At 56.0% G+C, this 23,187-nt stretch carries 34 protein-coding genes and 1 pseudogene; 4 read left to right on the top strand and 31 right to left on the bottom strand.

All coding sequences use genetic code 11. The annotated features are described in order from the left end of the window. Positions 1–84: 84 nt before the first annotated feature. From RZS32_RS11295 to RZS32_RS11285, 3 genes are all read right to left on the bottom strand, one after another. Complete coding sequence (locus RZS32_RS11295; RefSeq protein WP_339106630.1) at positions 85–744, bottom strand: class I SAM-dependent methyltransferase; 660 nt, start codon at positions 742–744, stop codon at positions 85–87. Positions 745–879: 135 nt separating this feature from the next. Continuing rightward, a complete protein-coding gene (locus RZS32_RS11290) occupies positions 880–1,242 on the bottom strand; it encodes a hypothetical protein (RefSeq protein WP_317057083.1) in 363 nt (120 codons plus the stop codon). A 196-nt stretch (positions 1,243–1,438) separates the two neighbouring features. After that, a complete protein-coding gene (locus RZS32_RS11285; RefSeq protein ID WP_317057082.1) occupies positions 1,439–1,831 on the bottom strand; it encodes an ectoine synthase in 393 nt (130 codons plus the stop codon). Between the two features lie 61 nt (positions 1,832–1,892). Here RZS32_RS11285 and RZS32_RS11280 point away from each other — a divergent pair, with 61 nt between their 5' ends. Then, positions 1,893–2,591, top strand: coding sequence for a vWA domain-containing protein (locus RZS32_RS11280; RefSeq protein ID WP_338549058.1), 699 nt, complete (start codon positions 1,893–1,895; stop codon positions 2,589–2,591). Then, on the top strand, positions 2,584–3,333 hold the full coding sequence (locus RZS32_RS11275; protein ID WP_339106629.1) for a vWA domain-containing protein: 750 nt from the start codon (positions 2,584–2,586) through the stop codon (positions 3,331–3,333). Before RZS32_RS11280 ends, RZS32_RS11275 begins: the two co-directional genes overlap by 8 nt. Here RZS32_RS11275 and RZS32_RS11270 read toward each other — a convergent pair. From RZS32_RS11270 to RZS32_RS11195, 16 genes and pseudogenes are all read right to left on the bottom strand, one after another. Beyond that, positions 3,283–4,110, bottom strand: coding sequence for a hypothetical protein (locus tag RZS32_RS11270; protein ID WP_317057078.1), 828 nt, complete (start codon positions 4,108–4,110; stop codon positions 3,283–3,285). The two genes, RZS32_RS11275 and RZS32_RS11270, sit on opposite strands and share 51 nt — an antisense overlap. Before the next feature lie 191 nt (positions 4,111–4,301). Then, positions 4,302–4,487: pseudogene (rpmD, locus tag RZS32_RS11265) on the bottom strand (50S ribosomal protein L30); the annotation flags it as partial. Positions 4,488–4,499: 12 nt separating this feature from the next. Beyond that, on the bottom strand, positions 4,500–5,069 hold the full coding sequence (gene rpsE, locus RZS32_RS11260) for a 30S ribosomal protein S5 (RefSeq protein ID WP_317057076.1): 570 nt from the start codon (positions 5,067–5,069) through the stop codon (positions 4,500–4,502). A gap of 156 nt (positions 5,070–5,225) precedes the next feature. Continuing rightward, complete coding sequence (gene rplR / locus RZS32_RS11255; RefSeq protein WP_317057075.1) at positions 5,226–5,585, bottom strand: 50S ribosomal protein L18; 360 nt, start codon at positions 5,583–5,585, stop codon at positions 5,226–5,228. A 12-nt stretch (positions 5,586–5,597) separates the two neighbouring features. Beyond that, complete coding sequence (rplF, locus tag RZS32_RS11250) at positions 5,598–6,131, bottom strand: 50S ribosomal protein L6 (protein WP_317057074.1); 534 nt, start codon at positions 6,129–6,131, stop codon at positions 5,598–5,600. A gap of 12 nt (positions 6,132–6,143) precedes the next feature. Continuing rightward, on the bottom strand, positions 6,144–6,536 hold the full coding sequence (rpsH, locus tag RZS32_RS11245; protein ID WP_317057073.1) for a 30S ribosomal protein S8: 393 nt from the start codon (positions 6,534–6,536) through the stop codon (positions 6,144–6,146). A gap of 13 nt (positions 6,537–6,549) precedes the next feature. Next, positions 6,550–6,855: a 30S ribosomal protein S14 gene (gene rpsN, locus RZS32_RS11240; protein ID WP_317057072.1), complete on the bottom strand. Its 306-nt coding sequence runs from the start codon at positions 6,853–6,855 to the stop codon at positions 6,550–6,552. Between the two features lie 18 nt (positions 6,856–6,873). Continuing rightward, a complete protein-coding gene (gene rplE, locus RZS32_RS11235; protein WP_317057071.1) occupies positions 6,874–7,437 on the bottom strand; it encodes a 50S ribosomal protein L5 in 564 nt (187 codons plus the stop codon). Next, on the bottom strand, positions 7,430–7,741 hold the full coding sequence (rplX, locus tag RZS32_RS11230) for a 50S ribosomal protein L24 (protein WP_317057070.1): 312 nt from the start codon (positions 7,739–7,741) through the stop codon (positions 7,430–7,432). Before rplX ends, rplE begins: the two co-directional genes overlap by 8 nt. Before the next feature lies 1 nt (position 7,742). After that, positions 7,743–8,111: a 50S ribosomal protein L14 gene (rplN, locus tag RZS32_RS11225; protein ID WP_317057069.1), complete on the bottom strand. Its 369-nt coding sequence runs from the start codon at positions 8,109–8,111 to the stop codon at positions 7,743–7,745. 75 nt (positions 8,112–8,186) lie between these two features. Continuing rightward, positions 8,187–8,417 (bottom strand): 30S ribosomal protein S17, encoded by a 231-nt coding sequence (gene rpsQ / locus RZS32_RS11220; protein WP_317057068.1) that lies wholly within the window; start codon positions 8,415–8,417, stop codon positions 8,187–8,189. A gap of 11 nt (positions 8,418–8,428) precedes the next feature. After that, positions 8,429–8,632 carry a 50S ribosomal protein L29 gene (gene rpmC, locus RZS32_RS11215; protein ID WP_317057067.1) on the bottom strand — a complete coding sequence of 68 codons (204 nt, stop codon included), beginning with the start codon at positions 8,630–8,632 and terminating at the stop codon, positions 8,429–8,431. A gap of 171 nt (positions 8,633–8,803) precedes the next feature. After that, the gene (locus RZS32_RS11210) at positions 8,804–9,592 is read right to left on the bottom strand and encodes a hypothetical protein (RefSeq protein WP_317057066.1); all 789 of its coding nucleotides are present in this window, start codon (positions 9,590–9,592) and stop codon (positions 8,804–8,806) included. 35 nt (positions 9,593–9,627) lie between these two features. Continuing rightward, positions 9,628–10,248, bottom strand: a complete 621-nt coding sequence (locus tag RZS32_RS11205; RefSeq protein ID WP_317057065.1) for a 2OG-Fe(II) oxygenase family protein — start codon at positions 10,246–10,248, stop codon at positions 9,628–9,630. A 39-nt stretch (positions 10,249–10,287) separates the two neighbouring features. Further along, positions 10,288–10,836, bottom strand: a complete 549-nt coding sequence (locus tag RZS32_RS11200; protein ID WP_317057064.1) for an amino acid synthesis family protein — start codon at positions 10,834–10,836, stop codon at positions 10,288–10,290. A gap of 25 nt (positions 10,837–10,861) precedes the next feature. Further along, positions 10,862–11,689, bottom strand: coding sequence for a phytanoyl-CoA dioxygenase family protein (locus RZS32_RS11195; protein ID WP_339106628.1), 828 nt, complete (start codon positions 11,687–11,689; stop codon positions 10,862–10,864). A 215-nt stretch (positions 11,690–11,904) separates the two neighbouring features. Between RZS32_RS11195 and RZS32_RS11190 the strand changes: the two genes are divergently transcribed. Beyond that, the gene (locus RZS32_RS11190; RefSeq protein WP_317057062.1) at positions 11,905–12,552 is read left to right on the top strand and encodes a hypothetical protein; all 648 of its coding nucleotides are present in this window, start codon (positions 11,905–11,907) and stop codon (positions 12,550–12,552) included. A 116-nt stretch (positions 12,553–12,668) separates the two neighbouring features. Further along, positions 12,669–13,601 carry a glutathione S-transferase family protein gene (locus RZS32_RS11185; protein WP_317057061.1) on the top strand — a complete coding sequence of 311 codons (933 nt, stop codon included), beginning with the start codon at positions 12,669–12,671 and terminating at the stop codon, positions 13,599–13,601. Positions 13,602–13,671: 70 nt separating this feature from the next. On the opposite strand, the gene rplP is transcribed toward RZS32_RS11185, so the two are convergent. The 12 genes from rplP to fusA form a co-directional block, all read right to left on the bottom strand. After that, positions 13,672–14,085, bottom strand: a complete 414-nt coding sequence (gene rplP, locus RZS32_RS11180) for a 50S ribosomal protein L16 (RefSeq protein ID WP_317057060.1) — start codon at positions 14,083–14,085, stop codon at positions 13,672–13,674. 2 nt (positions 14,086–14,087) lie between these two features. Beyond that, positions 14,088–14,801 carry a 30S ribosomal protein S3 gene (rpsC, locus tag RZS32_RS11175; protein WP_317057059.1) on the bottom strand — a complete coding sequence of 238 codons (714 nt, stop codon included), beginning with the start codon at positions 14,799–14,801 and terminating at the stop codon, positions 14,088–14,090. Beyond that, positions 14,801–15,181 carry a 50S ribosomal protein L22 gene (gene rplV, locus RZS32_RS11170; RefSeq protein ID WP_317057058.1) on the bottom strand — a complete coding sequence of 127 codons (381 nt, stop codon included), beginning with the start codon at positions 15,179–15,181 and terminating at the stop codon, positions 14,801–14,803. Before rplV ends, rpsC begins: the two co-directional genes overlap by 1 nt. A 3-nt stretch (positions 15,182–15,184) precedes the next feature. Continuing rightward, positions 15,185–15,463 (bottom strand): 30S ribosomal protein S19, encoded by a 279-nt coding sequence (rpsS, locus tag RZS32_RS11165; RefSeq protein WP_317057057.1) that lies wholly within the window; start codon positions 15,461–15,463, stop codon positions 15,185–15,187. A gap of 3 nt (positions 15,464–15,466) precedes the next feature. Next, positions 15,467–16,309: a 50S ribosomal protein L2 gene (gene rplB, locus RZS32_RS11160; RefSeq protein WP_317057056.1), complete on the bottom strand. Its 843-nt coding sequence runs from the start codon at positions 16,307–16,309 to the stop codon at positions 15,467–15,469. 390 nt (positions 16,310–16,699) lie between these two features. Further along, positions 16,700–17,317, bottom strand: coding sequence for a hypothetical protein (locus tag RZS32_RS11155; protein ID WP_317057055.1), 618 nt, complete (start codon positions 17,315–17,317; stop codon positions 16,700–16,702). Between the two features lie 278 nt (positions 17,318–17,595). After that, a complete protein-coding gene (locus tag RZS32_RS11150) occupies positions 17,596–17,892 on the bottom strand; it encodes a 50S ribosomal protein L23 (RefSeq protein WP_317057054.1) in 297 nt (98 codons plus the stop codon). Further along, the gene (gene rplD, locus RZS32_RS11145; RefSeq protein WP_317057053.1) at positions 17,889–18,506 is read right to left on the bottom strand and encodes a 50S ribosomal protein L4; all 618 of its coding nucleotides are present in this window, start codon (positions 18,504–18,506) and stop codon (positions 17,889–17,891) included. Before rplD ends, RZS32_RS11150 begins: the two co-directional genes overlap by 4 nt. Continuing rightward, positions 18,503–19,372 carry a 50S ribosomal protein L3 gene (rplC, locus tag RZS32_RS11140; RefSeq protein WP_317057052.1) on the bottom strand — a complete coding sequence of 290 codons (870 nt, stop codon included), beginning with the start codon at positions 19,370–19,372 and terminating at the stop codon, positions 18,503–18,505. Before rplC ends, rplD begins: the two co-directional genes overlap by 4 nt. A gap of 12 nt (positions 19,373–19,384) precedes the next feature. Then, entirely contained in the window at positions 19,385–19,699 is a 315-nt protein-coding gene (gene rpsJ, locus RZS32_RS11135; protein WP_317057051.1) for a 30S ribosomal protein S10, read from the bottom strand. A gap of 109 nt (positions 19,700–19,808) precedes the next feature. Beyond that, positions 19,809–20,984, bottom strand: coding sequence for an elongation factor Tu (gene tuf, locus RZS32_RS11130; protein WP_317057050.1), 1,176 nt, complete (start codon positions 20,982–20,984; stop codon positions 19,809–19,811). An 83-nt stretch (positions 20,985–21,067) separates the two neighbouring features. Then, positions 21,068–23,185 (bottom strand): elongation factor G, encoded by a 2,118-nt coding sequence (fusA, locus tag RZS32_RS11125; RefSeq protein WP_317057049.1) that lies wholly within the window; start codon positions 23,183–23,185, stop codon positions 21,068–21,070. Between the last annotated feature and the right edge of the window lie 2 nt (positions 23,186–23,187).

The raw sequence follows: 23,187 nt of genomic DNA, 5'->3' as shown, positions 1-23,187 counted from the left end.
CTGTGGACCCACCTGTCTGAAATGGTGTCTGCACTTAAGTGGTCAATGTCATAACCCAGGCAGAGTCTGTAACTCCATCGGCGCTTATGCCCCTTCGCGAGCCTTCAACGCCTCACTGATCTGATCGCGATGCCAAAGTCCCATGTAACGTCGCTGACGGAAATCTTCGTCACCGCCTTCATCTTGACCAATGGGTACATCTGAAATCAACTCCAAAGGCTGCGGGAAGTTGAAAGGTTCAATACGCGGATTGAACCAGCGGAATTTCCCATTCTCCGGAACGTTTCGGTTAAAAGGATTATCGTGCACAGTCGTCAATAGATAAGACGAATGAGATGCCAGGAAGTTCTCAAAAAACTCCCAGCGCAACCAAAATTTTAGGTGAAACAAGCAATCACGGCACATGATCATATCGGCCTTGGGCAGCGGATCATTGGTGATATCGGCCAGCTCAAACTTTACGCTTCGACCGCCAAACTGCTTTGTGTTGGTTTCAACCAGGTCTTCGACGATCTCAAGCCCAAGGTATGAGACACCTTTCAGGTCGACCTTTTGCATCCAATGCCAGTCGCCGCAAGGCGCGTCGACAAAACTCTTGACCTGGTATTTGCGAAACAACATCGGTAACGCCGCGCGCAAGGACTCTGTATGCGCAAGAGTAGATCCCGGACCAGAACGCGGCACTCCCTTTTTGTGCTCAGACCAGTCAATCGTAGAGAAGGAATCTTGAAGCTTCTGTCGCATTGTTATCCCCTTCGCTATTTCCCAGCACGATAGAGTTTTCGGCGCAGTTGCGCGCTTTCTTTGCTGTCTCGATGTGTGATGGGGTAGGCTTCGGGGTCAATCCGGTGCGCTCGGCAAAGCAATTCGAGAAAGCTATCAACTGGCGGGACGCCGTTCATGCCTTGCCTGACTAACCGACGGCGAATGCCAGACGCATAAAGATGCATAGATATCCGCGTCCACCCAAATGTGATCTGTTTTGCGCATTAGCATGACGCGGAAAATGTCCGAATGTATACGAGGATCATCAAGACGATCTTTGCCCCAGTATGTCTGCGTAAAAGCTTCGTCCATCACCTCTCTTGCGTCGCGCAGATCGACATAGTCTGGGACGTCCTCAATTTCGTCGTATGTATAAAGAATTGGGGTTTGGCCGATGTCGTGAAAAGACTTCAGGCTAAGACGCTCAAGCCACGATAGTTGGGGCCCTATCCAAAGGGTCGCCACGGTGTTTGTCATTGTCCTGCACTCAAGATTTGGAGCTTTTTTCGCCGTTGATTAGTGCGTAACACATTGGCGGCTATCGACAAAGGTCGGACAAAGGCGAAATTTCCGCCTCATATACGACCGAATCTTTTGTGCAACACCTAAGACCAGAAGTGCTGGTTACGGATCAGAACGGCCCCCAATCGACCTTTTGTTTAGCGTCAGAGCGTTACTCAGAATTGCATGGCGCCGCATAGCTCCCATCGGCGTCATGGGTCTCTTGCCCACTGAGCGCTGGCGTAAAGATACAGATGAACCGCAAATCCGTTTCAGCCCGGATGATATGCGGGTCATGCTCATTCAGAACATACATCACCCCCGGCTCAAGCGGCCAGGTTTCACCGGTGACGGCGTTCTCAACTTCTCCTTTCCCTTCAATGCAGTAGTTCGCCTCAATATGGTTCTTGTAGTGCAGGTGCTGGGTGCTGCCGGCCTTTACCACCGTGTCGTGAAACGAATACCCCAACCCATCGCGTGCCAACAAAATCCGCCGGCTTTCAAAGGCGTCTCCCGTGGCATGATCTGGTGTGCCAAGTACGTCAGAAAGCGTTTTTACCAACATATTCAATTCCCTCGCAGTGCTGTGAGTTGATTTTAGGCCCGTTGGGATATGTTATGACAATATGAAGAGCACAAAGACAATCCTGGCCAGCTGCCTCGCCGCAAGCCTCACGTTCAGCACAACAGCCTCTGCCACCGATTGCGCCCGTGATGCGATGCTGGTGTTTGACGGATCAGCCTCCATGGCCGAATTGGGTCTCAACCTTGCGGATCCCAAGCGCATCGACGACGCCCGCACTGCGTTACACGACGCAATGCCGCAGATTGCCCCGGTGCGCCGGATTGGCCTGTTGACCTATGGGCCGGGTCCGGAGAACTCCTGCGAAGGGATCAACCTCAAATTTGGGCCTGTCGCGGATGCTGCGCAACCGATCCTTGAGGCGATAGAGCTACTTGATCCCAATGGCTTAACCCCCCTGACAGAGGCCGTGCGCACCGCTGCTGACGTGCTGAACTATCGCTCAGAGCCTGGTATCGTGGTGCTCGTTACAGATGGCAACGAAACCTGTGGTGGCAGGCCTTGCGCCTTGGGCGCCGAACTCGCGGCAACGGATCGCGACCTAACTGTGCACGTCATCGGATTTCGCGTGGTCACGGATCGCTTTGCCTGGGACAGCCCCGAGGCCAATGTGTACCCTGATGGCATTTCGGTCGCCAAATGTCTCTCGGATCAAACCGGGGGTATGTATGTCTCAACCGAGACCATTGATGAGCTGAGCCAGGCCCTGCGACGCACTCTGGGATGCGCCCTCATTGGCTAAAGTTCTGAAAACCGCCGCCGCAACAGGCCTTGCGTTATGCGTGGCCACCCAGAGCATGGCGCAATGCAGCCGGGACGCTATGTTGGTCTTTGACGGCTCAGCCTCCATGGCGGAACTTGGCTTTGGCGCCAGTGGCCCCTCACGCATTGAAGAAGCCCGTACAGCGGTGGCCGAGGTGATGCCGCAGGTCGCCCCGGTCCGTCGCATCGGGCTATTGACCTATGGGCCGGGCGCAGCGGACAGCTGTCGCGGGATTCAGGTGAAATTCACACCAAGGGCAGATGCAGACAGGGCTGTGATTGCCGAGGTGAAGGCCCTTCGCCCTGCCGGCCTGACCCCGCTCACGGATGCCGTGCGCGAGGCGGCTGAGGTTTTGGACTATCGCACCACCCCCGGCATCATCGTGCTGGTCACAGACGGCTCGGAAACCTGCAGCGGCGCGCCGTGCCGGCTAGGCCAGCAGCTGGCATCGACAGGCCGCGATCTGACGGTGCACATCATCGGCTTCAGGTTGGTGTTTGACCCGTTTTCGTGGAACAGTATTGAGGCGTTTCAAGCCGCCGCCGCAGAGGTGCAATGCCTCGCAGATCAGACCGGTGGGAGCTATGTGACGACCGAAACGGTAGATGAGCTTGTGGATGCGTTAAGACGGACGTTGGGGTGTGCGGTGGTGGGGGAGCTGGATAGGTGGCTATTCGGAAAAGAAGTTGAACCTCGATTTCATCTTCTGCCACCCTCCTGAAAAATCAGGAGCCTCCAATTCGCTCACCCAGTTTGAAGAACTGTCATAAGCGCCAACGGCTTTTGACCAAGCCAAACCAGGCGACGACTTCACGCCTTGCCAGAGTTCCTCCCGTGTTGGAACTTTTAAGCCGCATACGTTATTTACGTCCGTCTGCGAAGCAGTCGAGGGGTTTATAGCGGTTTCGAGCTCGTGCAGGTCACGCATTGTAGTGCAAGCGCTGTTCAACTCGAACGCCGTTGCTCCAACGATTATTGCAATTCCGTAAAACGGAATACTCTCACCAGCTGCGCTGGCTACGTTAGCAGTCGCTACTTTTGTTGTTCTGGACTGCAAACTACGAATTGTCGTACTTGTGGCTTTTTCTAACGAAACCTTTTCGCCTTTAAAGGTTACAAACTTGGTTTTACGAAGACCTTCGTTTTCCGATTTCAGCGACTTTACCACTTTCGCTTGCGCCTTTGTTTGAGCCTCCAATTCCCTTACTCGTTTTTCAGCCTTTTTAAGCTTAGACTCCGCAGCTTCAGCCTTGGCATCTGCCGAATTTCGAAGTGTTGTAGCTTCGGACAATACACTCGTTACACCAGTCACTGCGTTGATCGTTTCCGAAGTGAAATTTGCAATGCTTTTGACAGTGTGGCTCAGAACAAAGAAACCAAAAAACACTAGAAAAGCCAGTGCGGGAAATGATCTGAACACAAAAGAAACAACCGCCCAAGCGGCTAAGAGGCACCGTTTAAACATATGGTAGAACCCACCATCACTTTTTTCTGTCACAACTGCATCCTTTCCATTCTTGTGAAACAGAGGATACAATGACATTTCTTGCAAAAATACTCTGCAGTTTTTTAAGTATAAAACAAAATTACCCCGGCCATCTCTGACCGGGGTGCTCTTAATTCCGAAGGTCGGTGCTTCGCCCGTTCGCGCCTTAAATCATCCACTGGATGATTTACGAGACGGCGCTCACCCTTTTCTTCGACGATTTCCACCAGATGCGGGATCTTGTTGATCATGCCGCGCACGGAAGGCGTGTCTTCCAGCTCGCGGGTTTTGTGCATCTTGTTGAGGCCCAGACCAATCAGCGTGGCGCGCTGGTCTTGAGGGCGGCGGATGGGCGAGCCCACTTGTTTGACGACGATGGTTTTTGCCATGTGTCCGTCTCCTTACGCTTCGGCCGCTGCATCAGCAGCAGGCGCTTCATCCTTGCGCAGGATGTCGGCAACTTTCTTGCCACGACGCTGAGCCACCATGCGCGGGCTGGCTTCTTTTTGCAGACCGTCGATTGTGGCGCGGATCATGTTGTAAGGGTTAGCCGAGCCGATCGACTTGGCCACAACATCCTGAACGCCCAGCATCTCAAAAACAGCACGCATCGGACCACCGGCGATGATACCGGTACCGGTCGGCGCTGTGCGCATGACCACTTTACCGGCGCCATGACGGCCTTCGATGTCGTGGTGCAGCGTGCGGCCTTCGCGCAGAGGTACGCGGATCATCTGGCGCTTGGCTTGCTCAGTGGCCTTGCGGATCGCTTCAGGCACCTCTTTGGCTTTACCTTTGCCAAAACCAACACGGCCCTTTTGGTCGCCGACAACGACGAGCGCGGCAAAACCAAAGTTCTTACCGCCCTTGGTGGTCTTTGAAACACGGTTGATCGCAACCAGGCGATCTGCGAATTCCGGGGCTTCGTCGCGATCGCGACCACCACCACGGCGTTTGTCATCTCTTGCCATTCTCGGCGTCCTTTATATGCGGCGCAGTAGCACCAGTTTGTCCAATCCCAGTGGGTGGTGTTACCCCCGGATCATCGAGGCGGGTTAGCCGCCTTCACCAAAGGTGGGTCGAAGCCCCACCCTACGCCGTTCTGGTAGGGTGGGATTTCATCCCACCTATATTTTCAAACCACCTTCACGTGCGGCATCTGCCACGGCTTTGACCTTGCCATGAAACAGAAATCCACCACGGTCGAAATAGGCCTCAGTCACACCAGCCTTCTTGGCACGTTCCGCAATCGCAGAACCCACCTTGGTTGCAGCTTCTACGTTGTTCTTGCCAACGACGCCCAGATCCTTTTCCAGAGTCGAGGCCGCAGCCAATGTGACGCCATTGACGTCATCAATAAGCTGCGCGCTGATGTTCTTGTTCGAGCGGTGCACGCTGAGGCGCGCGCGCCCGGCGTTGACCTTGCGAAGTTTGTTCCGGACGCGCAGGCGGCGCTTAAGGAACAGTGTTCTTTTGCTGTTTGCCATTTTATCGCATCCTTACTTCTTCTTGCCTTCCTTCTGGAAGATGTACTCGTCCTTGTAGCGAATGCCTTTGCCTTTGTAAGGCTCGGGCCGACGCCAGTCGCGGATATTGGCCGCGACCTGACCGACGAGCTGTTTGTCATGGCCTTCCACGATGAGTTCCGTGGGTTTAGGCGCCGTGACAGTCACACCTTCCGGAACCGGGAAATCCACATCATGCGACAGGCCGAGGTTCAGCTTCAGGACATTGCCCTGCATCTGAGCCCGGTAGCCCACGCCGCGGATTTCCAGCTCTTTCTTGAACGTCTCTTTAGACCCATGCACCATGTTGGCGATGACCGTGCGGGTCATGCCCCACTGCTGACGCGCACGCTTGGATTTGCCGCGCGGTTCTACAGTGACCGTGCCATCCGCAACCGTCAGCGTCACGTCATCCGTGGCAGTGAAGGATTTGGTGGCCTTGGGGCCCTTGATCTCGATTGTCTGTCCGCTCAGAGACGCCGTAACGCCATCAGGCAGAGCAACCGGTTGTTTGCCGATACGAGACATGTGTAAGCCTCCTTAGAATACGGTGCAAAGCACTTCGCCGCCCACATTGGCCGCCCGTGCGTTTGCATCCGACATCACACCTTTTGAGGTGGAGACAATCGACACGCCCAAACCCTGACGGACCTGCGGAATGTCACCGACGCTCATGTAGACCCGACGACCGGGTTTGGAGACCCGCTTCATCTCGCGGATCACAGGCGCGCCCTCGAAGTATTTCAGGCTCACTTCGATGGCCGGGTGGCCATCTTTGCCCGTGGCATTTTCAAAGCCCCGGATGTAGCCCTCGTCAGCCAGCACGTCCAGAACGCGCACGCGCATTTTGGAGGCCGGAACCATAACAGTGGATTTGCCACGCATGCCCGCGTTGCGGATACGGGTGAGCATATCGCCGATAGGATCGTTCATCTCATGTCCCTCCTTACCAGCTCGACTTGACCATGCCCGGAAGCTGACCGGCGGACCCAAGCTCACGCAGGGCAATCCGGCTGATTTTCAGCTTACGGTAATAGGCATGCGGCCGGCCGGTGAGCTGGCAGCGGTTATGAAGGCGGGTAGCCGAGCTGTTGCGCGGCAGGTTCGCCAGTTTCAGGGACGCCCGGAAGCGTTCTTCCATCGGCTTTTCCTGATCGTTGATGATCTCTTTCAAAGCGGCACGCTTGGCGGCGTATTGCTTCACCAGACGCTGACGCTTCTTTTCGCGTTCGATCATTGCTTTCTTAGCCATGTCTAAAATTCCTCGCGATTAGCTGCTGAAAGGCATGTTGAAGTGCTTCAACAGCGCCTTGGCTTCAGCGTCGGTCTGCGCCGTGGTTCCGATAACAACGTCCATGCCCCAAACTTCGTCGACCTTGTCGAAGTTGATCTCGGGGAAAACGATGTGTTCCTTGATGCCCATGGCATAGTTGCCACGACCATCAAATGACTTGCCCGACACGCCGCGGAAGTCGCGGATGCGAGGCATGGCCACGGTGATCAGACGATCGAGGAATTCATACATCCGGTCGCCACGCAGTGTCACCTTTGCGCCCATTGGCATGCCCTCACGCACCCGGAACCCAGCGATGGAGTTCTTGGCGGTGGTCATGACAGCGTGCTGGCCGGCGATGGTGGTCAGGTCTTCCTGAGCCGACTTGGCTTTCTTGGAGTCTTTAACCGCTTCTGCGCCACAGCCGATATTGAGAACAATCTTCTCAAGCTTCGGAATCTGCATGTCATTCTTGTAGCCGAATTCCTCTTTCATGGCGGCGCGGATGGCCTCCTTGTAAGCGGCTTTCAGGCGTGGGGTGTAGTTGCTCGTATCAAGCATCGATCACGTCCCCCGTAGTCTTGGCGTAACGCACTTTCTTGTCGCCTTCCATTTTGAAGCCAACGCGAGTGGGTTTGCCCTTTGCATCAACAAAAGCCAGATTGCTCAGGTCAATTGGCATCGCCTTGGGAAGGCGGCCACCCTGGCTTGTCTGGCTTTGGCGTGTGTGGCGGATGGCCATGTTCACACCATCGACAACCGCTTTGCCGGCCTTGGGGTCAACAGAGGCAATCGTGCCTTCCTTGCCTTTGTCCTTGCCAGCCAGAACGACGACCTTGTCGCCTTTTTTCAACTTAGCAGCCATATCACAGCACCTCCGGGGCGAGCGAAATGATCTTCATGAAGTTCTTGGCCCGCAATTCGCGCACAACCGGCCCGAAGATACGGGTGCCGATGGGTTCACCTGCGGTATTCAGGATCACAGCGGCGTTGCGGTCAAAGCGAATGGCAGTGCCGTCTTCACGGCGGATTTCCTTGGCGGTGCGAACAACAACGGCCTTACGAACGTCGCCCTTCTTCACACGGCCACGTGGGATGGCTTCCTTCACCGAGACGACAATGACATCGCCCACGGACGCATATTTGCGCTTGGAACCACCCAGGACCTTGATGCACTGAACCCGGCGAGCACCGGAGTTGTCAGCAACATCCAGATTGGTCTGCATCTGGATCATGAGGTTTCTCCCGACCTTTGGGGGGCGTTATTGCCTTTTCCCCAGGGTTTCGATCAAACCGAAAGGCTCAAAGGCTTACGCCTCCAAAACCTCCCAGCGTTTCGTTTTCGATTTCGGCGCGCATTCGATAATGCGGACTTGGTCACCGACCTTGAAAGCGTTCTTTTCATCGTGAGCCCGGTATTTCTTGGACTTACGAATGGTTTTCTGAAGCACAGGGTGCTTGAAGCGGCGCTCAACCGAGACGGTGACGGTTTGGGCGTTTGCGTCGGAGGTCACGACGCCGGACAGTATACGCTTAGGCATATGTGCTCTCCTTAATCCGCAGCCGCTTGTGCAGCTTTTTCATTCAACACGGTTTTGACACGCGCCACATCACGGCGCACTGTTTTGATCCGTGCAGGGTTTTCCAGCGACCCGGTCGCTGCCTGAAAGCGCAGGTTGAACTGCTCTTTTTTCAGGTTGGCCAGCTCCTCACGAAGCTGATCAGGCGTTTTATCACGCAACTCGGTGGCGTTCATTGCCATCTTCCTTCTCAAAACACCGGCCGGCCCCTGATTTGGATGGCTCAGGGTCACACGGGGTCCCCGGTGGATGAATACCAAAACGAATCCCCGCGTGACGCGGCGAGTTCAGATTGGCGCGGTATAGGGGAGGATGAAGGTTGGGGCAAGGGGGAAGTTAGAGTGGCACTATGTACGTTTTACAAGATAAACTTTTTGCCCATCTTGCCTAATGCTCCAATTGGAACAATGAAGCTTAAATACAATTCTGTTTACATTGTCTTCTGCCGGATCAAACATCGCTCCTGTGACCCAATCTCGAAGTTCATACACATTTCCTGCAGACATGTACAAAGGCTCGCTTAGAAAGGTATTTGCAGCCCATTTTTTCAATCGCAACCTATCTTCATCTATTACCGCACATTGCAGCGTCGCAGTTTCAATTACCTCGGAAAGAGGGTATGTTTCTTGCAACAAACCGCTCTCATCAAGCTTTTCCCAAGTCATTACAGCAACATCTGCCCAGTCAAGTATCTCGGTTGGCTTCAGAACAGTGATTGCTGCCGCAAGGTCACCCAATAGTTTGCGCGCCTCCGTTTCATCCAAAACCTCGTAAGTTCCATGAAAGTAGTCGTTGAATCTACGGAACATCTCCTTGCCTTCAGGAAACAAGTCAAAGCAAGCCCGTTGTGTCCCGAGCGATGCATGTGAAATACCAAAGATTAGCCTAAAATCTGTGCGGATATCGTCCGGGATCGGATTATCACGCACAAACTCACCACTTTCCAAAAGTTTCGAGTCTTGATCAAAAAGGTCATGCCACTTCTGCTGCCAGTTTTTGATGAGCTCTTTTATTTCTTTGTTTTCTTTTGTGCGCTTTAATTCACGTTCAAGTGCTTCTCGCTCTGATTGGATAATCCCGCCAGCACGGTTTTCTGAACGAACTGGCAAACTCGGCGTTGATTGCTTTTGCTTCATAAACCGAAACAGCCATTTCAATAACCTTATCAAAATCACCCCCACCCATAGTTAAAACTCACCGAAATCCGATCATCCTCACTCATATTCATCGGCACCTCATGGCGCAGCCAGCTTTCCCAGAGAAGGACATCGCCCACCACCGGCTTGGCATAGACAAACGTCCGCAACGCCTCTCGTGCGTCCTTTTTGCGAGCGGGTGCCGCCATCATGCGCGCAGAGCGCGGGTCTTCGAGCTTCAACGCCGAGGCTCCATCGGGCATCGCCACATAGGTCGTGCCGGAAATCACTGAATGCGGGTGGATGTGGGAGCTATGCGTGCCGCCTTCGGGCAGGATGTTGATCCAGATGTCCTCAAGCGTCAGCGCCCGGTCTTCCAGATCAAACTCCAGATCCTCTGCAAACGCCGCCACATGCGCGTCGAGCGCCTTCACCAAATCGCCAAAGATCGGAAACCGCCACGGCAGGTCCGTCAAAGACGCGTAAGACGTATAGCCGGGATACCCGTTCTCTTCGCACCAGGCCTGCCCCGCCTCATCATCTTCCGCAATGGAATAGCAAGACGCCTCCAGCTCTGTCGGGTCAATAGACGGCTTCTGCTCTGACAGGGCAGCGTGATAGAGGCGGGTGACGAAAAGTGATTTGAGATTTGGCATGAGATCCGCATAGCGCAGACGCATCTTTGACGCCAGAGCCTAGCTCTTTACCGGCCCCGAGCCACAGCGCGGATTGGGCCGCCCGCCATCGGCATAGGCCAGGCACAGAACGATCTCTTCAGGTCCCGGCGCATCGGCAATGAACAGCGTCATCGTGTCGAAATGATCAAAGGACCACGGATCATCCTTGTGCCCCAATGGCACATCAATCAGCGTGCCCGGGGGGCCGATTTTGACGTTGGACGGGATCACAGCCTTGCCACCACCTGCAGCGGCACGCATTGGCGCACCCAGCTTGGGATGAATGACAGCGCCGCCATGCTCCATTTCGCACATTGGCCCGACAAGCGCGGCTTTGCCATAAGACACCGGTGCGCCGGGCAGCTGTGCGATCGCTTCTCCAGACAGTTGCTCGCCCAAGGCGTGACCAATCTGGAAAAGCGGCGAGAGATCGTCGACCACCTGCCCCGCCAAAGGATTGCGAAAGACGGCCATCACCGCCACTCGGGTAATTGGATCACAGGGCGCACCGGCATAGGCCGCTGTCACCACTTCGCGTTGAAACACCACTTTGCGCGGTTTGATCATATCAACCTGCCTTTCCCGATGGATTTCAGAAATTCCGACGTTTCTCCGCCCCATGATAGAGCACTTCGGACCAGACCTGATTGACCCGGTCTCGCATGAAAACATCGTCGGGATCCATATCGCGTTTTGGGCGGCCGATCATCTCGAAATTTCCGTATGGGTCCTGTCCTCGCACATGCTGAGCGACCATGGGCCGGACCGTCTGTTTTACATACGGTGGGATGAAGCATTGTAGGACAAACCCGATCCGCCGGTCATCGCTTTGATTGGGCAAGGAGCTATGGATGACGCGATCACTGTGGATCGACATCTGACCGGGCTTAAGGTCCAACGTCACAGCGGTGCTTTCATCCAGATCTTCGATTTCCTGTCCGCGCGTGAGAATATTCTCTTCGCCGAACGTATCCTTGTGCGCTCTGATCCGGTCATGCGTGCCCGGGATCATCCGCATGCTGCCGCTGTGTTCATTTGCATGTGACAGCGCCACCCAAAGCGTGATGCCCACATGCGGCTCTAATCCCATATAACGCGCGTCCTGATGCCAACTGACGAAACCCGGATCATGCGCCTCCTTGATAAAAAGAACTGTTCCGCAATTCAGGATATCCGGGCCAATCAGATCTTCTGCGGCGTCGACTATGCGCGGATGATGCGTGATCTCATCAAGGCACATGATATTGAGATGCGCGTTGTTGCGTGCGGCACCTTCAAAGGCACCAGGCCATTTAGCCTCCGCCGCTTCAAGTTCGCGGCGCAGACGCAAGGCCTCCTCTTCCGAGAAGATCGTGATGGGGGCAACAAACCCATCACGATGAAAGGCCTCCATTTGCGCATCAGTCAAAACTTTGCCCATGCCCATCGTCCTTTCGCACCGATACTGGCTGACGATAGCATGCAAGCGCGACGCCAATGGTCCATCTGCGACGCGGATGTCGTTTTCCCAAAGCACAATTCGTTCAATGAATGTTGAGATTTGCGCCGTAAACACACTCCAAGCACCAGAAGGGGCGCGGCGTGGTACGAGTAATAGTTACGATTTTCTTCTGGATTGGTGCGAGTTGTATGTGCATGGCCGACACTGCACAGAGCGGCGTGTTCACCGCACGCGCGCCGCTGTTTTCCCAATCCCCCCAAAACCGCTCTTATGTCTCAGCGGCCAGTCTTTTTGTGGGTGAGGCCGAGGGAGGTTTGTTCGCCGCTCTGCCCGGACGGCATGATGCGGCCTTGCGCCATGGCGGGCCCAAGGCTGCACGCCTGCGCGATCTGATTGCCTCGGTTGAGGCCGGGCGCGCCGGATATGATGCGGTCCAGAATGGGGCGCGCATCAAACCACCCAAACGCCCCACAGATATGATCCTGCAGGAGATCTACGACTGGATCGCCGCGACACCAGGACAAAACCATGCCATTGGCCGATATCAGTTTATCCCGGCAACGCTCCGCCATTCTGCGGCACGCCTGGGTCTTGGCCCCGGCACACGATTTAACGCTGGCGTGCAGGATCAGTTGGCCGATCTTCTTCTGGGCGATGCAGGTCTGCTCAAAGTTCAGACAGGTGAGATCAACGCCAAGACCTTTATGCTCAATCTCGCAAAAATCTGGGCTGGCCTGCCCACGCCATCAGGGCGCAGCTACTATGACGGTGTGGCCGGCAACAAGGCAGGCATGCGGTATGACCATTATGCAATTCAAGTTCAGAACATCCTGGATGGTTGATCTCAAACGCGATGTGGCGATCTTGGATTTGTGAACTGGGCGAGAGCATTGTTCATGGCGAAGCCCGCCAAAGATCGGTAGGCAGACTGTAGCCATTCCAAGCCGAAAGCTGGACCATGCCAGACATTATCTTGCACAATTACCCGCAGTCGCCAGTTGCTGAAAAAGCCCGCGTGGCCCTCGGCATCAAAGGGCTGAGCTGGCGTTCTGTCGAAATTCCGCGGCTTGCTCCCAAACCGATGCTCACCAAGCTGACCGGTGGGTATCGGCGTACGCCGGTGATGCAGATTGGCGCAGATATATATTGTGACAGTCAATGCGTCATCCGTGAACTGGAGCGCCGTTTTCCCACGCCCAGCTTCTTTCCTACAGCCGATGCAGGTCTGATGTGGTGCCTGAGCCGATGGACGGATGGGGCCTTGTTTGACGCAACAGTCAAACTGGTGCTTGGGGCCGCGGGCGATGCGCTGCCACAGGATTTCGCCGCTGATCGAGGGCGGCTTTATCTTGGCCCGGACTGGGCCGAAGGGCTCAAAGCGGCCAACGCCGCCTTACCCCACCTGGCCACCCAACTGCGCGCACCGCTCTTCTGGGCCAATCAGCAATTCGCCGATGGCCGCGCGTTCCTGACCGGAGATGCGCCTGCGGCGATTGATGCACAGCTTTATCATGTGGTCTGGTTCATTCGTGGCCGCTGGGAGAACGGTCCGGTCTTTTTGTCCGAGTTCCAAGGGCTGGAGGCCTGGGAAGCAAAGATTGCCGCCATTGGTCATGGCACCTCCACCGCCATGACCCCCGAGCAGGCTATTGCAGAAGCCACCGCTCATGATCCGGTGCACATATCGGGGCACGACCCGCATGACCCACAGGGATTAAAGCCAGGCATAGAGGTAACCGTTTCACCTGATCTTAACGGTGGGGAACAACCGGTCTCAGGCACGGTCGTTGCCACCAGCGTCGACACCATCTCGGTCGCACGATCAGACAGCGTTATTGGCAAGGTGCATGTGCATTTTCCACGTGCGGGTTATCGGGTGAACATCAGCTAAAATGTAAAAACCCCCGCCAATCTCTCAGCAGGGGTTCTCTATGTCGTAGGGTGGGGTTTCACCCCACCAATCACCAGTCCTCGCGAACCACCACGCGGGTTTTCACCGGCAGCTTCATCGCCGCAAGGCGCAGAGCCTCCATGGCAACGCCTTCTGCAACGCCATCGATCTCGAACATGATCCGGCCTGGCTTGACCTTACAGGCCCAGCGATCCACAGACCCTTTACCTTTACCCATCCGAACCTCAATCGGTTTGGCGGTGACAGGCGTGTCCGGGAAAATCCGGATCCACACACGGCCCTGACGTTTCATGTGACGCGTCATGGCACGACGTGCGGCCTCGATCTGGCGCGCGGTGACACGCTCCGGCTGGGTCGCCTTCAGGCCATATGTGCCAAAGTTCAGGTCAGACCCGCCCTTGGCTTCGCCTTTGATGCGGCCCTTGAACTGTTTACGGAATTTTGTGCGCTTTGGTTGAAGCATGATTAGTTCCTCCGACCGCCGCCAGCACCGCGCGGTGCGGGACCGTCCTGCAGCTCTTGCGCCTTGCGATCACGGGCCGATGGATCGTGCTCCATGATGTCGCCTTTGAAGATCCAGACCTTGATGCCGATGATGCCATAGGGCGTCTCCGCCTCGGTTGGCGCGTAGTCAATGTCAGCACGCAGAGTATGAAGCGGCACGCGACCTTCACGGTACCATTCGGTCCGCGCGATTTCCGCACCACCCAGACGACCAGCCACATTCACACGAATGCCCAGAGCGCCCATGCGCATGGCGTTTTGAACCGCGCGCTTCATGGCACGACGGAACGACACACGGCGCTCAAGCTGTTGCGCGATGCTTTCGCCCACAAGGGCCGCATCCAGCTCGGGCTTGCGCACTTCCACCACGTTGAGGTGCAGCTCGCTGTCGGTCATGTTGGCAAGCTTGCGGCGCAGACCTTCGATGTCTGCCCCTTTCTTGCCGATGATGACACCCGGGCGTGCCGTGTGCACAGTCACGCGGCATTTCTTGTGCGGGCGCTCTATGATCACACGGCTGATGCCGGCTTGCTTGCACTCTTTGTTGATGAATTCACGGATTGCGATGTCTTCCAGCAGAAGATCACCATAATCCTTGGTATCGGCGTACCAGCGGCTGTCCCAGGTGCGGTTGACCTGAAGGCGCATGCCGATTGGATTGACTTTATTTCCCATTAGGCTTGCTCCTCAACTTCACGCACCTTGATGGTGAGTTCGGAAAACGGCTTCAGAATGCGACCAAACCGGCCACGCGCCCGCGGACGCCCGCGTTTCATGATCAGGTTCTTGCCAACATAGGCCTCTGCCACGATCAACTCATCCACATCCAGGTTGTGGTTGTTCTCGGCATTGGCAATCGCTGACTGAAGGCATTTCTTCACGTCCTCGGCAATCCGCTTGTTCGAGAAGGTCAGGTCATTCAGAGCCTTGTCGACCTTCTTGCCACGGATCATGGCCGCAACCAGGTTCAGTTTCTGCGGGCTGGTCCGAAGCATGCGCAGTTTTGCCATTGCTTCGTTTTCAGCCACGCGGCGGGGGTTCTTTTCCTTGCCCATGACTTACTTCCGTTTCGCTTTTTTGTCGGCTGCATGACCGTAATAGGTACGGGTCGGTGCGTATTCGCCGAATTTCTGACCAATCATATCTTCCGACACGTTGACGGGGATATGTTTCTGACCGTTGTAGACGCCAAACGTCAGACCCACGAACTGGGGCAGGATCGTCGAGCGACGCGACCAGATTTTGATGACTTCATTGCGACCGCTTTCGCGCGAGGCTTCGGCTTTCTTCAGCACGTAAGCATCCACAAAAGGGCCTTTCCAGACTGAGCGGCTCATATGTTAACGGCCCTTCTTCTTGGCGTGACGCGAGCGGATAATAAGCTTCTGCGACGCCTTGTTCTTGTTGCGGGTGCGTGCCCCTTTGGTCGGCTTGCCCCATGGGGTCACCGGGTGACGACCACCAGAGGTCCGGCCCTCACCACCACCATGCGGGTGATCGATCGGGTTCATAACCACACCACGTACAGATGGACGAATGCCTTTATGGCGCATCCGGCCGGCTTTACCGTAGTTCTGGTTTGAGTTGTCAGGGTTCGATACCGCACCGACTGTGGCCATGCATTCCTGGCGGACCATACGAAGCTCACCCGAGCTCAGACGGATCTGAGCGTAGCCGCCATCGCGACCCACGAATTGCGCATAGGTGCCTGCGGCACGGGCGATCTGACCGCCTTTGCCTGGCTTGAGTTCAATGTTGTGGATGATTGTGCCGATGGGCATGCCCGAGAACGGCATTGCGTTGCCCGGCTTGATGTCGGCCTTGGCGCTCGCGATGACCTTGTCACCGACCGCCAGACGCTGAGGGGCCAGGATATAGGCCTGCTCGCCATCATCATATTTCACAAGAGCGATGAACGCGGTCCGGTTCGGGTCATACTCGATCCGTTCAACGGTGGCCGCCACATCAAATTTACGACGTTTGAAATCAACGATCCGGTAAAGGCGTTTCGCGCCTCCCCCACGACGACGTGAGGTAATCCGCCCGGTGTTGTTCCGGCCGCCCGATTTCGTCAAACCCTCAGTAAGGGCCTTGACGGGGCGTCCTTTATACAGCTCCGAACGGTCGATCAGCACCAGCCCGCGCTGGCCCGGCGTCGTTGGCTTATACGACTTAAGTGCCATGCTTTCTGTCTTCCGTTTAGCAAACGCGAACCATGTGATCCGCTATGTAAGGTGGATTGCTATCCACCGAGTATAGGCCCCCGGAGGTGCCCGGCTGAAATGGTCTTACGACCAAAAGCACAGCCCCGGACGAATCCGGGGCCTTGCCGATGGGGTCGTTTACGAAAGAGAGGGGGCGGGTCAAGGGGGCTGGGTGAGAAACTCCACGCCGTCATCCCCGGGCTTGATCCGAGGACCACTTGGCCAGGAGATCCCCGATCAAGTCGGGGATGACAGGATGCAGAGTGGAAAGCCGCGCGAACTCGGCTAGTGTGTCAGTTGGACCGCAGTGCTTCAATGATCCTTGCAACAGACTTATCGGCCTTCATTTTTGAAAATCTCGCCAAGCAATCATAACATGTTTCCATCTACTGATGCTCTGCAATGCTCAAGAAAATACTGATGGAAAAGCGTTAACTCTAGTCGCGCAAACCACCGCAATTGAACCCAAAACTCGTAAGTAACAGGGCCCAAAGTTAAAGAGCATATCAAACGGTTCACAAATCTCTGTTTTTTGTCGAGGAGCCCCATCAAGCCACCGTGCGCAGCAACTTGAGAAGGGTTGTTACTTCCGCAATCTGCAACGCGAATACTCAAGAATACAGGGTTGTGCGATGCGCTTCCGATTGCAAATGCAGCTATGGACTTAGGCCTTGGCCCATTGGAGTCTGCCATGAAGCCGCATAACAGCTTCGCAAAATATCTAAAGACTTCTTCGGCAGTGTTGTCAAAAAAGTCGCCTTCGGTAACGTAACCATCTACGAGCTTCGGTCTTAAAGTGTCTAATCCACAGACCAATTGTCTGTGGAACCGCTCGAAACCATTATCTGCTGATTGAGTGAGGTTCGTGTTGCAGTTTTCGCAAATTTTTGACGTAAAATGAAAAACCCTAGATTTTACGCTTTGGGCGAGTTTTGGACGTTTAAAGGTTACGTTGTGCAATTCCATACGTTCGTTTACCGAATGCATGCGTAGCAAAGATCGCTTTATCTTGTGCTCTCCAGTAAGCCGTTCACCTGAACCACAGAGGAAGCACTGCCCTGACAAGTTTCTTTTGAAGACAAACAACTGAGACTAAACCTTGGGGGACTTGGAAGTTACTTAGAGCGTAGCGTCGATAAAAACCCCGACCACTTACGCAGCCGGGGTTTCCAGAAATTCGCGCCCCGGACATGATCCGGGGCCTCTCTCACTAAACGCACCACCAAGCGATGCGAGGTCCCGGTTCAAGACCGGGACGGGTTTGCCTACAAACCAGTGGTCACGTCGATCGTGTTGCCTTCTTCCAGCGTCACATAGGCTTTCTTCACGTCTTTCCGTTTGCCCATCTGGCCGCGGAAACGTTTGACTTTGCCTTTGGTGATCGCCGTATTGACCGCCTTCACCTTCACACCAAAGAGCGCCTCAACGGCCTCTTTGATCTGCGGTTTGGCCGCGTCAATCGCCACCTCGAACACAACCGCGTTGGCCTCAGAGGCCATCGTGGCTTTCTCGGTGATGATCGGCTTGCGGATCACGTCGTAATGTTCTGGTTTCGCGCTCATTTCAGTCGCGCCTCCAATGCTTCGACCCCTGCTTTGGTCAACACAAGCGTGTCGCGGCGCAGGATGTCATATACGTTTGCGCCCATGCTTGGCAGCACGTCGAGACCGTCGATGTTGGCCGCCGCTTTGGCAAACCCTTCATTGACCTCGGCCCCGTCGATCACCAAAGCCCGCTTCCAGCCCAGATCCTTGACCTGTTTGGCCAAGTCCTTGGTCTTGCCTTTGGAATCGGCGGCGTCCAGCACCACAAGCTCACCTGCCTTGGCCTTGGCCGACAGAGCGTGCTTAAGACCCAACATACGGACCTTCTTGGGCAGGTCATGCGCGTGGCTGCGCGGGGTCGGACCCTTGTAGATACCACCCTTGCGGAAGATCGGCGCGTTCCGGTCCCCGTGGCGTGCGCCACCGGTGCCCTTCTGGCGATAGATCTTCTTGGTCGAGTAGCTGGTCTCCGACCGTGTCTTGACCTTATGCGTACCAGCCTGCGCCTTGTTGCGCTGCCAGCGGACGACGCGGTGCAGGATATCGGCGCGGGGTTCGAGACCAAAGATCTCTTCGCCCAGATCGACCGATCCGGCTTTCTTGCCGTCGAGTTTGATCACGTCGAGTTTCATGCCTCACCGTCCTTCTTCTCTTCAGCTTCAGCAGCTTCTGCCTCGGCCACGGTATCGATCTTGGCCTCGTCCGCCTCAGCCGCTTCCATCGCGGCTTGCTCTGCTTCGGCGGCCGCTGCTGCAGCGGCTTCTGCTTCAGCTGCGGCCGCGGCCGCAGCTTCCTCAGCGGCTTTTTCAGCTTCGGCAGCGGCGGATTTCAAGGCAGCCGGCAGAATGGCGTTCTCTGGGAACGGCTTTTTCACCGCATCCTTGATCGTCACCCAACCGCCTTTGGAGCCTGGAACAGCGCCCTTGACCATGATCAGGCCACGGTCGGCATCGGTACGCACCACTTGCAAGTTTTGGGTGGTCACGCGGGCAGCCCCCATATGGCCGGCCATCTTTTTGCCTTTGAACACGCGGCCCGGATCCTGACATTGTCCGGTTGAGCCGTGCGAACGGTGGCTGATCGACACACCGTGCGTGGCGCGCAAACCGCCAAAGTTGTGGCGTTTCATGGCGCCAGCAAAACCTTTACCAATCGACGTGCCCGAGACATCAACGAACTGACCCTCAAAGTAGTGGTTCGCAGTAATCTCTTCCCCCACAGCGATCATGTTCTCAGGCGCAACGCGGAATTCCGCAACCTTGCGCTTGGGTTCCACCTTCGCCGCCGAGAAATGACCCCGCATGGCCTTTGAAGTTCGCTTTGCCTTGGCCGAGCCGGCACCCAACTGCACAGCGGCATAGCCGTGTGCGTCGGGCGTGCGCTGAGCCACGACCTGTAGTTTGTCCAGTTGAAGCACGGTCACAGGAATCTGCTTGCCGTCCTCCATGAAAAGCCGGGTCATGCCGACTTTCTTTGCGATCACACCAGAGCGCAACATATCGAAGCCCCCTTAGACCGAGATTTGCACGTCCACACCAGCGGCCAGGTCGAGCTTCATGAGCGCATCGACGGTCTGCGGTGTGGGATCAACGATGTCCAAGAGACGCTTATGCGTGCGGATCTCGAACTGGTCGCGCGATTTCTTGTTGACGTGGGGACCACGCAGAACAGTGAATTTTTCGATCTTGTTCGGCAGTGGAATGGGTCCACGTACGTCTGCTCCGGTCCGTTTGGCCGTGTTGACGATTTCCTGCGTGCTGGCGTCCAGCACACGATAATCAAACGCCTTCAGGCGGATGCGGATGTTTTGGCTTTGAACGGCCATTGTTCTTATCCCTCAAAGGGTTCAAGCGGAGAGGAAGAGAGGCGGGATTGCCGCGCTTCGTCGCGCCAAAATGAAAGGGTGCGCTTGCACGCACCCCAATTTGTTTACATCACTCGATGATTTTGGACACGACGCCGGCGCCGACGGTACGGCCGCCTTCGCGGATGGCAAAGCGCAGGCCGTTTTCCATCGCGATCGGCGCGATCAGCTCCACGTTGAACTTCAGGTTGTCGCCCGGCATCACCATCTCGGTGCCGCTGGGAAGCTCAACCGTGCCGGTTACATCCGTGGTCCGGAAGTAGAACTGCGGACGGTAGTTGGCGAAGAACGGCGTGTGACGGCCCCCCTCATCCTTGGTCAGGATATAGGCTTCCGCCTCGAACTTGGTGTGCGGTGTCACCGAGCCCGGCTTACACAGAACCTGACCCCGCTCAACACCTTCACGGTCCACACCGCGCAGAAGTGCGCCAATGTTGTCGCCCGCTTCACCACGGTCGAGAAGTTTGCGGAACATCTCAACGCCGGTGCAGGTCGTCTTGGTGGTGTCGCGGATGCCGACAATCTCAATCTCATCACCCACATTGATCACACCGCGCTCCACACGGCCGGTCACAACCGTGCCGCGGCCCGAGATCGAGAACACGTCCTCAATCGGCATCAGGAACGGCTGATCCACAGCCCGCGCAGGCGTCGGGATATACTCATCCACAGCCGCCATCAGCTCAGAGATCTTTTCGGACCCGATGTTGTCGTCGCGACCTTCCAGAGCGGCAAGAGCCGAACCAGCAATGATCGGAATGTCGTCGCCAGGATACTCATACGAGCTCAGAAGCTCGCGGATTTCCATTTCCACCAGTTCCAGAAGCTCTTCGTCGTCGACCTGGTCCACCTTGTTCATGAAGACAACCATGTAGGGGATGCCAACCTGACGGCCCAGAAGGATGTGCTCGCGCGTCTGGGGCATCGGGCCGTCGGCCGCGTTCACAACCAGGATCGCGCCGTCCATCTGCGCCGCACCGGTGATCATGTTCTTGACGTAGTCCGCGTGGCCGGGGCAGTCGACATGCGCGTAGTGACGGTTCTCCGTCTCATACTCAACATGCGCCGTCGAAATGGTGATCCCCCGCGCCTTCTCTTCCGGCGCGCCGTCAATCTCGTCATAGGCTTTAAAATCGCCAAACTGCTTCGTGATCGCAGCTGTCAGCGTCGTCTTACCATGATCAACATGGCCAATCGTGCCAATGTTCACATGCGGCTTCGTGCGGTCAAACTTTTCCTTTGCCATGATGGCCTCCTGTCTTTGCGGATGGTGGGATAAAATCCCACCCTACGGTGGTGGGTAGGGCGGGGTTCACCCCGCCACCCGGGTTATGCGTATTTCGACTGAATCTCTTCCGAGATATTCGATGGCACCGGTTCGTAATGCGAGAACTGCATGGTGAACTGGGCGCGGCCCGACGACATCGAACGCAGCGTGTTGATGTAACCGAACATGTTCGCCAGCGGCACGTTTGCGTTGATCGCAATCGCGTTGCCGCGTGGCTCTTGTCCGGACACCTGACCACGGCGAGATGTCAGGTCACCAATGATGCCACCGGTGTATTCTTCCGGCGTGATCACCTCGACCTTCATGATCGGCTCAAGCAGTTTCGCGCCCGCCTTTTTCAGGCCTTCGCGCATACCCATACGTCCGGCAATCTCAAACGCCATGACGCTGGAGTCCACATCGTGGAACTTACCGTCGATCAGAGCAACCTTAAAATCGATCACAGGGAAGCCAGCCAGAGGACCGCTGTCCATAACGCTCTCGATGCCTTTTTCCACACCCGGGATGTATTCCTTAGGCACGGCACCCCCGACGATGCGGCTCTCGAACGAGTACCCTTCGCCCGCTTCGGTCGGCGTGATGATCATTTTCACCTCGGCGAACTGACCTGATCCACCCGACTGTTTCTTGTGGGTGTAAGTATGCTCGACCTCATGAGAGATGGTCTCACGATAGGCCACCTGAGGCGCACCGATATTGGCCTCAACCTTGAATTCACGCTTTAGACGATCCACCAGAATGTCGAGGTGCAGTTCGCCCATGCCTTTCATGATGGTCTGACCGGACTCCAAGTCAGTTTCCACACGGAAGGACGGATCTTCTGCCGCCAGACGCGCCAGACCCTGAGACATTTTCTCTTGGTCGCCTTTGGTCTTTGGCTCAACCGCGATCTCGATCACCGGATCGGGGAAAGTCATGGTTTCGAGAACCACTGGATCCTTCTCGTCACAGAGCGTGTCACCGGTTGTGGTGTCTTTCAGACCCGCAAGCGCGATGATGTCGCCGGCAAATGCCTCTTCGATCTCTTCACGGTTGTTGGAGTGCATCATCATCATCCGACCAACGCGCTCTTTCTTGCCTTTGGTCGAGTTCAGCATCGAGCCGCCCTTGTTCAGGACGCCCGAATAGATGCGGGTGAAGGTCAGCGAGCCGACAAACGGGTCGTTCATGATTTTGAAGGCAAGGCCCGAGAACGCCATATTGTCATCTGCCCGGCGGGCAATGTTGCGCTCTTCGTTTTCGTCACCTGGCTTAAAGCCCATATAGTCGACCACATCCAGCGGGCTGGGCAGATAGTCAATCACAGCGTTAAGCAGCGGCTGAACGCCTTTGTTCTTGAAAGCAGAGCCACCCAGAACCGGAACAAAGTCCAGCGCCAGCGTGCCCTTGCGCAGCAGTTTGCGCAGCGTTGGCACGTCAGGCTCGTTGCCTTCCAGATAGGCCTCCATCGCGTCGTCGTCTTGCTCGACGGCGGCTTCGATCATCTTCTCACGCCACTCGTTGGCCATGTCCTGCAGGCCGTCGCGAATGGGTGCTTTGACCCAGCTCGCGCCCAGGTCTTCACCCTGCCACAGCCACTCTTCCATGGTCACCAGGTCAACCAGACCTTCCAGATCGCTTTCAGAGCCAATCGGGATACCGATCGGCACAGGACGCGCACCAGTGCGCTCTTCGATCATCTTCACACAATTGAAGAAGTCGGCACCGATCTTGTCCATCTTGTTGACGAACACCATCCGCGGAACGTTGTAGCGGTCGGCCTGACGCCACACCGTCTCGGTCTGTGGCTCAACACCCGCATTGCCATCCAGAACACAGACCGCGCCGTCCAGAACGGCCAGCGAACGTTCAACTTCGATGGTGAAGTCGACGTGGCCGGGGGTGTCGATGATGTTCAGGCGGTGCTTTTCGGAATCGGGCGTCTGGCCATCTTCCGTGCGCTCCCAGAATGTGGTGGTCGCAGCAGATGTGATGGTGATCCCACGCTCCTGCTCCTGCTCCATCCAGTCCATGGTGGCCGCACCATCGTGCACCTCACCAATATTGTGGGATTTGCCGGTGTAGTACAGGATCCGTTCCGAGCAGGTGGTCTTGCCTGCATCGATATGGGCCATAATGCCAAAGTTGCGGTAACGGTCGAGCGGATAATCGCGTGCCATGG

This window comes from Roseovarius sp. W115 (genome assembly GCF_032842945.2).
In the GTDB taxonomy this organism is placed as follows: domain Bacteria; phylum Pseudomonadota; class Alphaproteobacteria; order Rhodobacterales; family Rhodobacteraceae; genus Roseovarius; species Roseovarius rhodophyticola.
This window is presented reverse-complemented; position numbering and strand designations above follow the sequence as displayed.

Coding starts and splice junctions, on each gene's coding strand:
- RZS32_RS11295 (WP_339106630.1), bottom strand. CDS start 744: ATGCGACAGAAGCTTCAAGATTCCTTCTCTACGATTGACTGGTCTGAG.
- RZS32_RS11290 (WP_317057083.1), bottom strand. CDS start 1,242: ATGACAAACACCGTGGCGACCCTTTGGATAGGGCCCCAACTATCGTGG.
- RZS32_RS11285 (WP_317057082.1), bottom strand. CDS start 1,831: ATGTTGGTAAAAACGCTTTCTGACGTACTTGGCACACCAGATCATGCC.
- RZS32_RS11280 (WP_338549058.1), top strand. CDS start 1,893: ATGAAGAGCACAAAGACAATCCTGGCCAGCTGCCTCGCCGCAAGCCTC.
- rpsE (WP_317057076.1), bottom strand. CDS start 5,069: ATGGCAAGAGATGACAAACGCCGTGGTGGTGGTCGCGATCGCGACGAA.
- rplR (WP_317057075.1), bottom strand. CDS start 5,585: ATGGCAAACAGCAAAAGAACACTGTTCCTTAAGCGCCGCCTGCGCGTC.
- rplF (WP_317057074.1), bottom strand. CDS start 6,131: ATGTCTCGTATCGGCAAACAACCGGTTGCTCTGCCTGATGGCGTTACG.
- rpsH (WP_317057073.1), bottom strand. CDS start 6,536: ATGAACGATCCTATCGGCGATATGCTCACCCGTATCCGCAACGCGGGC.
- rpsN (WP_317057072.1), bottom strand. CDS start 6,855: ATGGCTAAGAAAGCAATGATCGAACGCGAAAAGAAGCGTCAGCGTCTG.
- rplE (WP_317057071.1), bottom strand. CDS start 7,437: ATGCTTGATACGAGCAACTACACCCCACGCCTGAAAGCCGCTTACAAG.
- rplX (WP_317057070.1), bottom strand. CDS start 7,741: ATGGCTGCTAAGTTGAAAAAAGGCGACAAGGTCGTCGTTCTGGCTGGC.
- rplN (WP_317057069.1), bottom strand. CDS start 8,111: ATGATCCAGATGCAGACCAATCTGGATGTTGCTGACAACTCCGGTGCT.
- rpsQ (WP_317057068.1), bottom strand. CDS start 8,417: ATGCCTAAGCGTATACTGTCCGGCGTCGTGACCTCCGACGCAAACGCC.
- rpmC (WP_317057067.1), bottom strand. CDS start 8,632: ATGAACGCCACCGAGTTGCGTGATAAAACGCCTGATCAGCTTCGTGAG.
- RZS32_RS11210 (WP_317057066.1), bottom strand. CDS start 9,592: ATGAAGCAAAAGCAATCAACGCCGAGTTTGCCAGTTCGTTCAGAAAAC.
- RZS32_RS11205 (WP_317057065.1), bottom strand. CDS start 10,248: ATGCCAAATCTCAAATCACTTTTCGTCACCCGCCTCTATCACGCTGCC.
- RZS32_RS11200 (WP_317057064.1), bottom strand. CDS start 10,836: ATGATCAAACCGCGCAAAGTGGTGTTTCAACGCGAAGTGGTGACAGCG.
- RZS32_RS11195 (WP_339106628.1), bottom strand. CDS start 11,689: ATGGGCAAAGTTTTGACTGATGCGCAAATGGAGGCCTTTCATCGTGAT.
- RZS32_RS11190 (WP_317057062.1), top strand. CDS start 11,905: ATGGCCGACACTGCACAGAGCGGCGTGTTCACCGCACGCGCGCCGCTG.
- RZS32_RS11185 (WP_317057061.1), top strand. CDS start 12,669: ATGCCAGACATTATCTTGCACAATTACCCGCAGTCGCCAGTTGCTGAA.
- rplP (WP_317057060.1), bottom strand. CDS start 14,085: ATGCTTCAACCAAAGCGCACAAAATTCCGTAAACAGTTCAAGGGCCGC.
- rpsC (WP_317057059.1), bottom strand. CDS start 14,801: ATGGGAAATAAAGTCAATCCAATCGGCATGCGCCTTCAGGTCAACCGC.
- rplV (WP_317057058.1), bottom strand. CDS start 15,181: ATGGGCAAGGAAAAGAACCCCCGCCGCGTGGCTGAAAACGAAGCAATG.
- rpsS (WP_317057057.1), bottom strand. CDS start 15,463: ATGAGCCGCTCAGTCTGGAAAGGCCCTTTTGTGGATGCTTACGTGCTG.
- rplB (WP_317057056.1), bottom strand. CDS start 16,309: ATGGCACTTAAGTCGTATAAGCCAACGACGCCGGGCCAGCGCGGGCTG.
- RZS32_RS11155 (WP_317057055.1), bottom strand. CDS start 17,317: ATGCATTCGGTAAACGAACGTATGGAATTGCACAACGTAACCTTTAAA.
- RZS32_RS11150 (WP_317057054.1), bottom strand. CDS start 17,892: ATGAGCGCGAAACCAGAACATTACGACGTGATCCGCAAGCCGATCATC.
- rplD (WP_317057053.1), bottom strand. CDS start 18,506: ATGAAACTCGACGTGATCAAACTCGACGGCAAGAAAGCCGGATCGGTC.
- rplC (WP_317057052.1), bottom strand. CDS start 19,372: ATGTTGCGCTCTGGTGTGATCGCAAAGAAAGTCGGCATGACCCGGCTT.
- rpsJ (WP_317057051.1), bottom strand. CDS start 19,699: ATGGCCGTTCAAAGCCAAAACATCCGCATCCGCCTGAAGGCGTTTGAT.
- tuf (WP_317057050.1), bottom strand. CDS start 20,984: ATGGCAAAGGAAAAGTTTGACCGCACGAAGCCGCATGTGAACATTGGC.
- fusA (WP_317057049.1), bottom strand. CDS start 23,185: ATGGCACGCGATTATCCGCTCGACCGTTACCGCAACTTTGGCATTATG.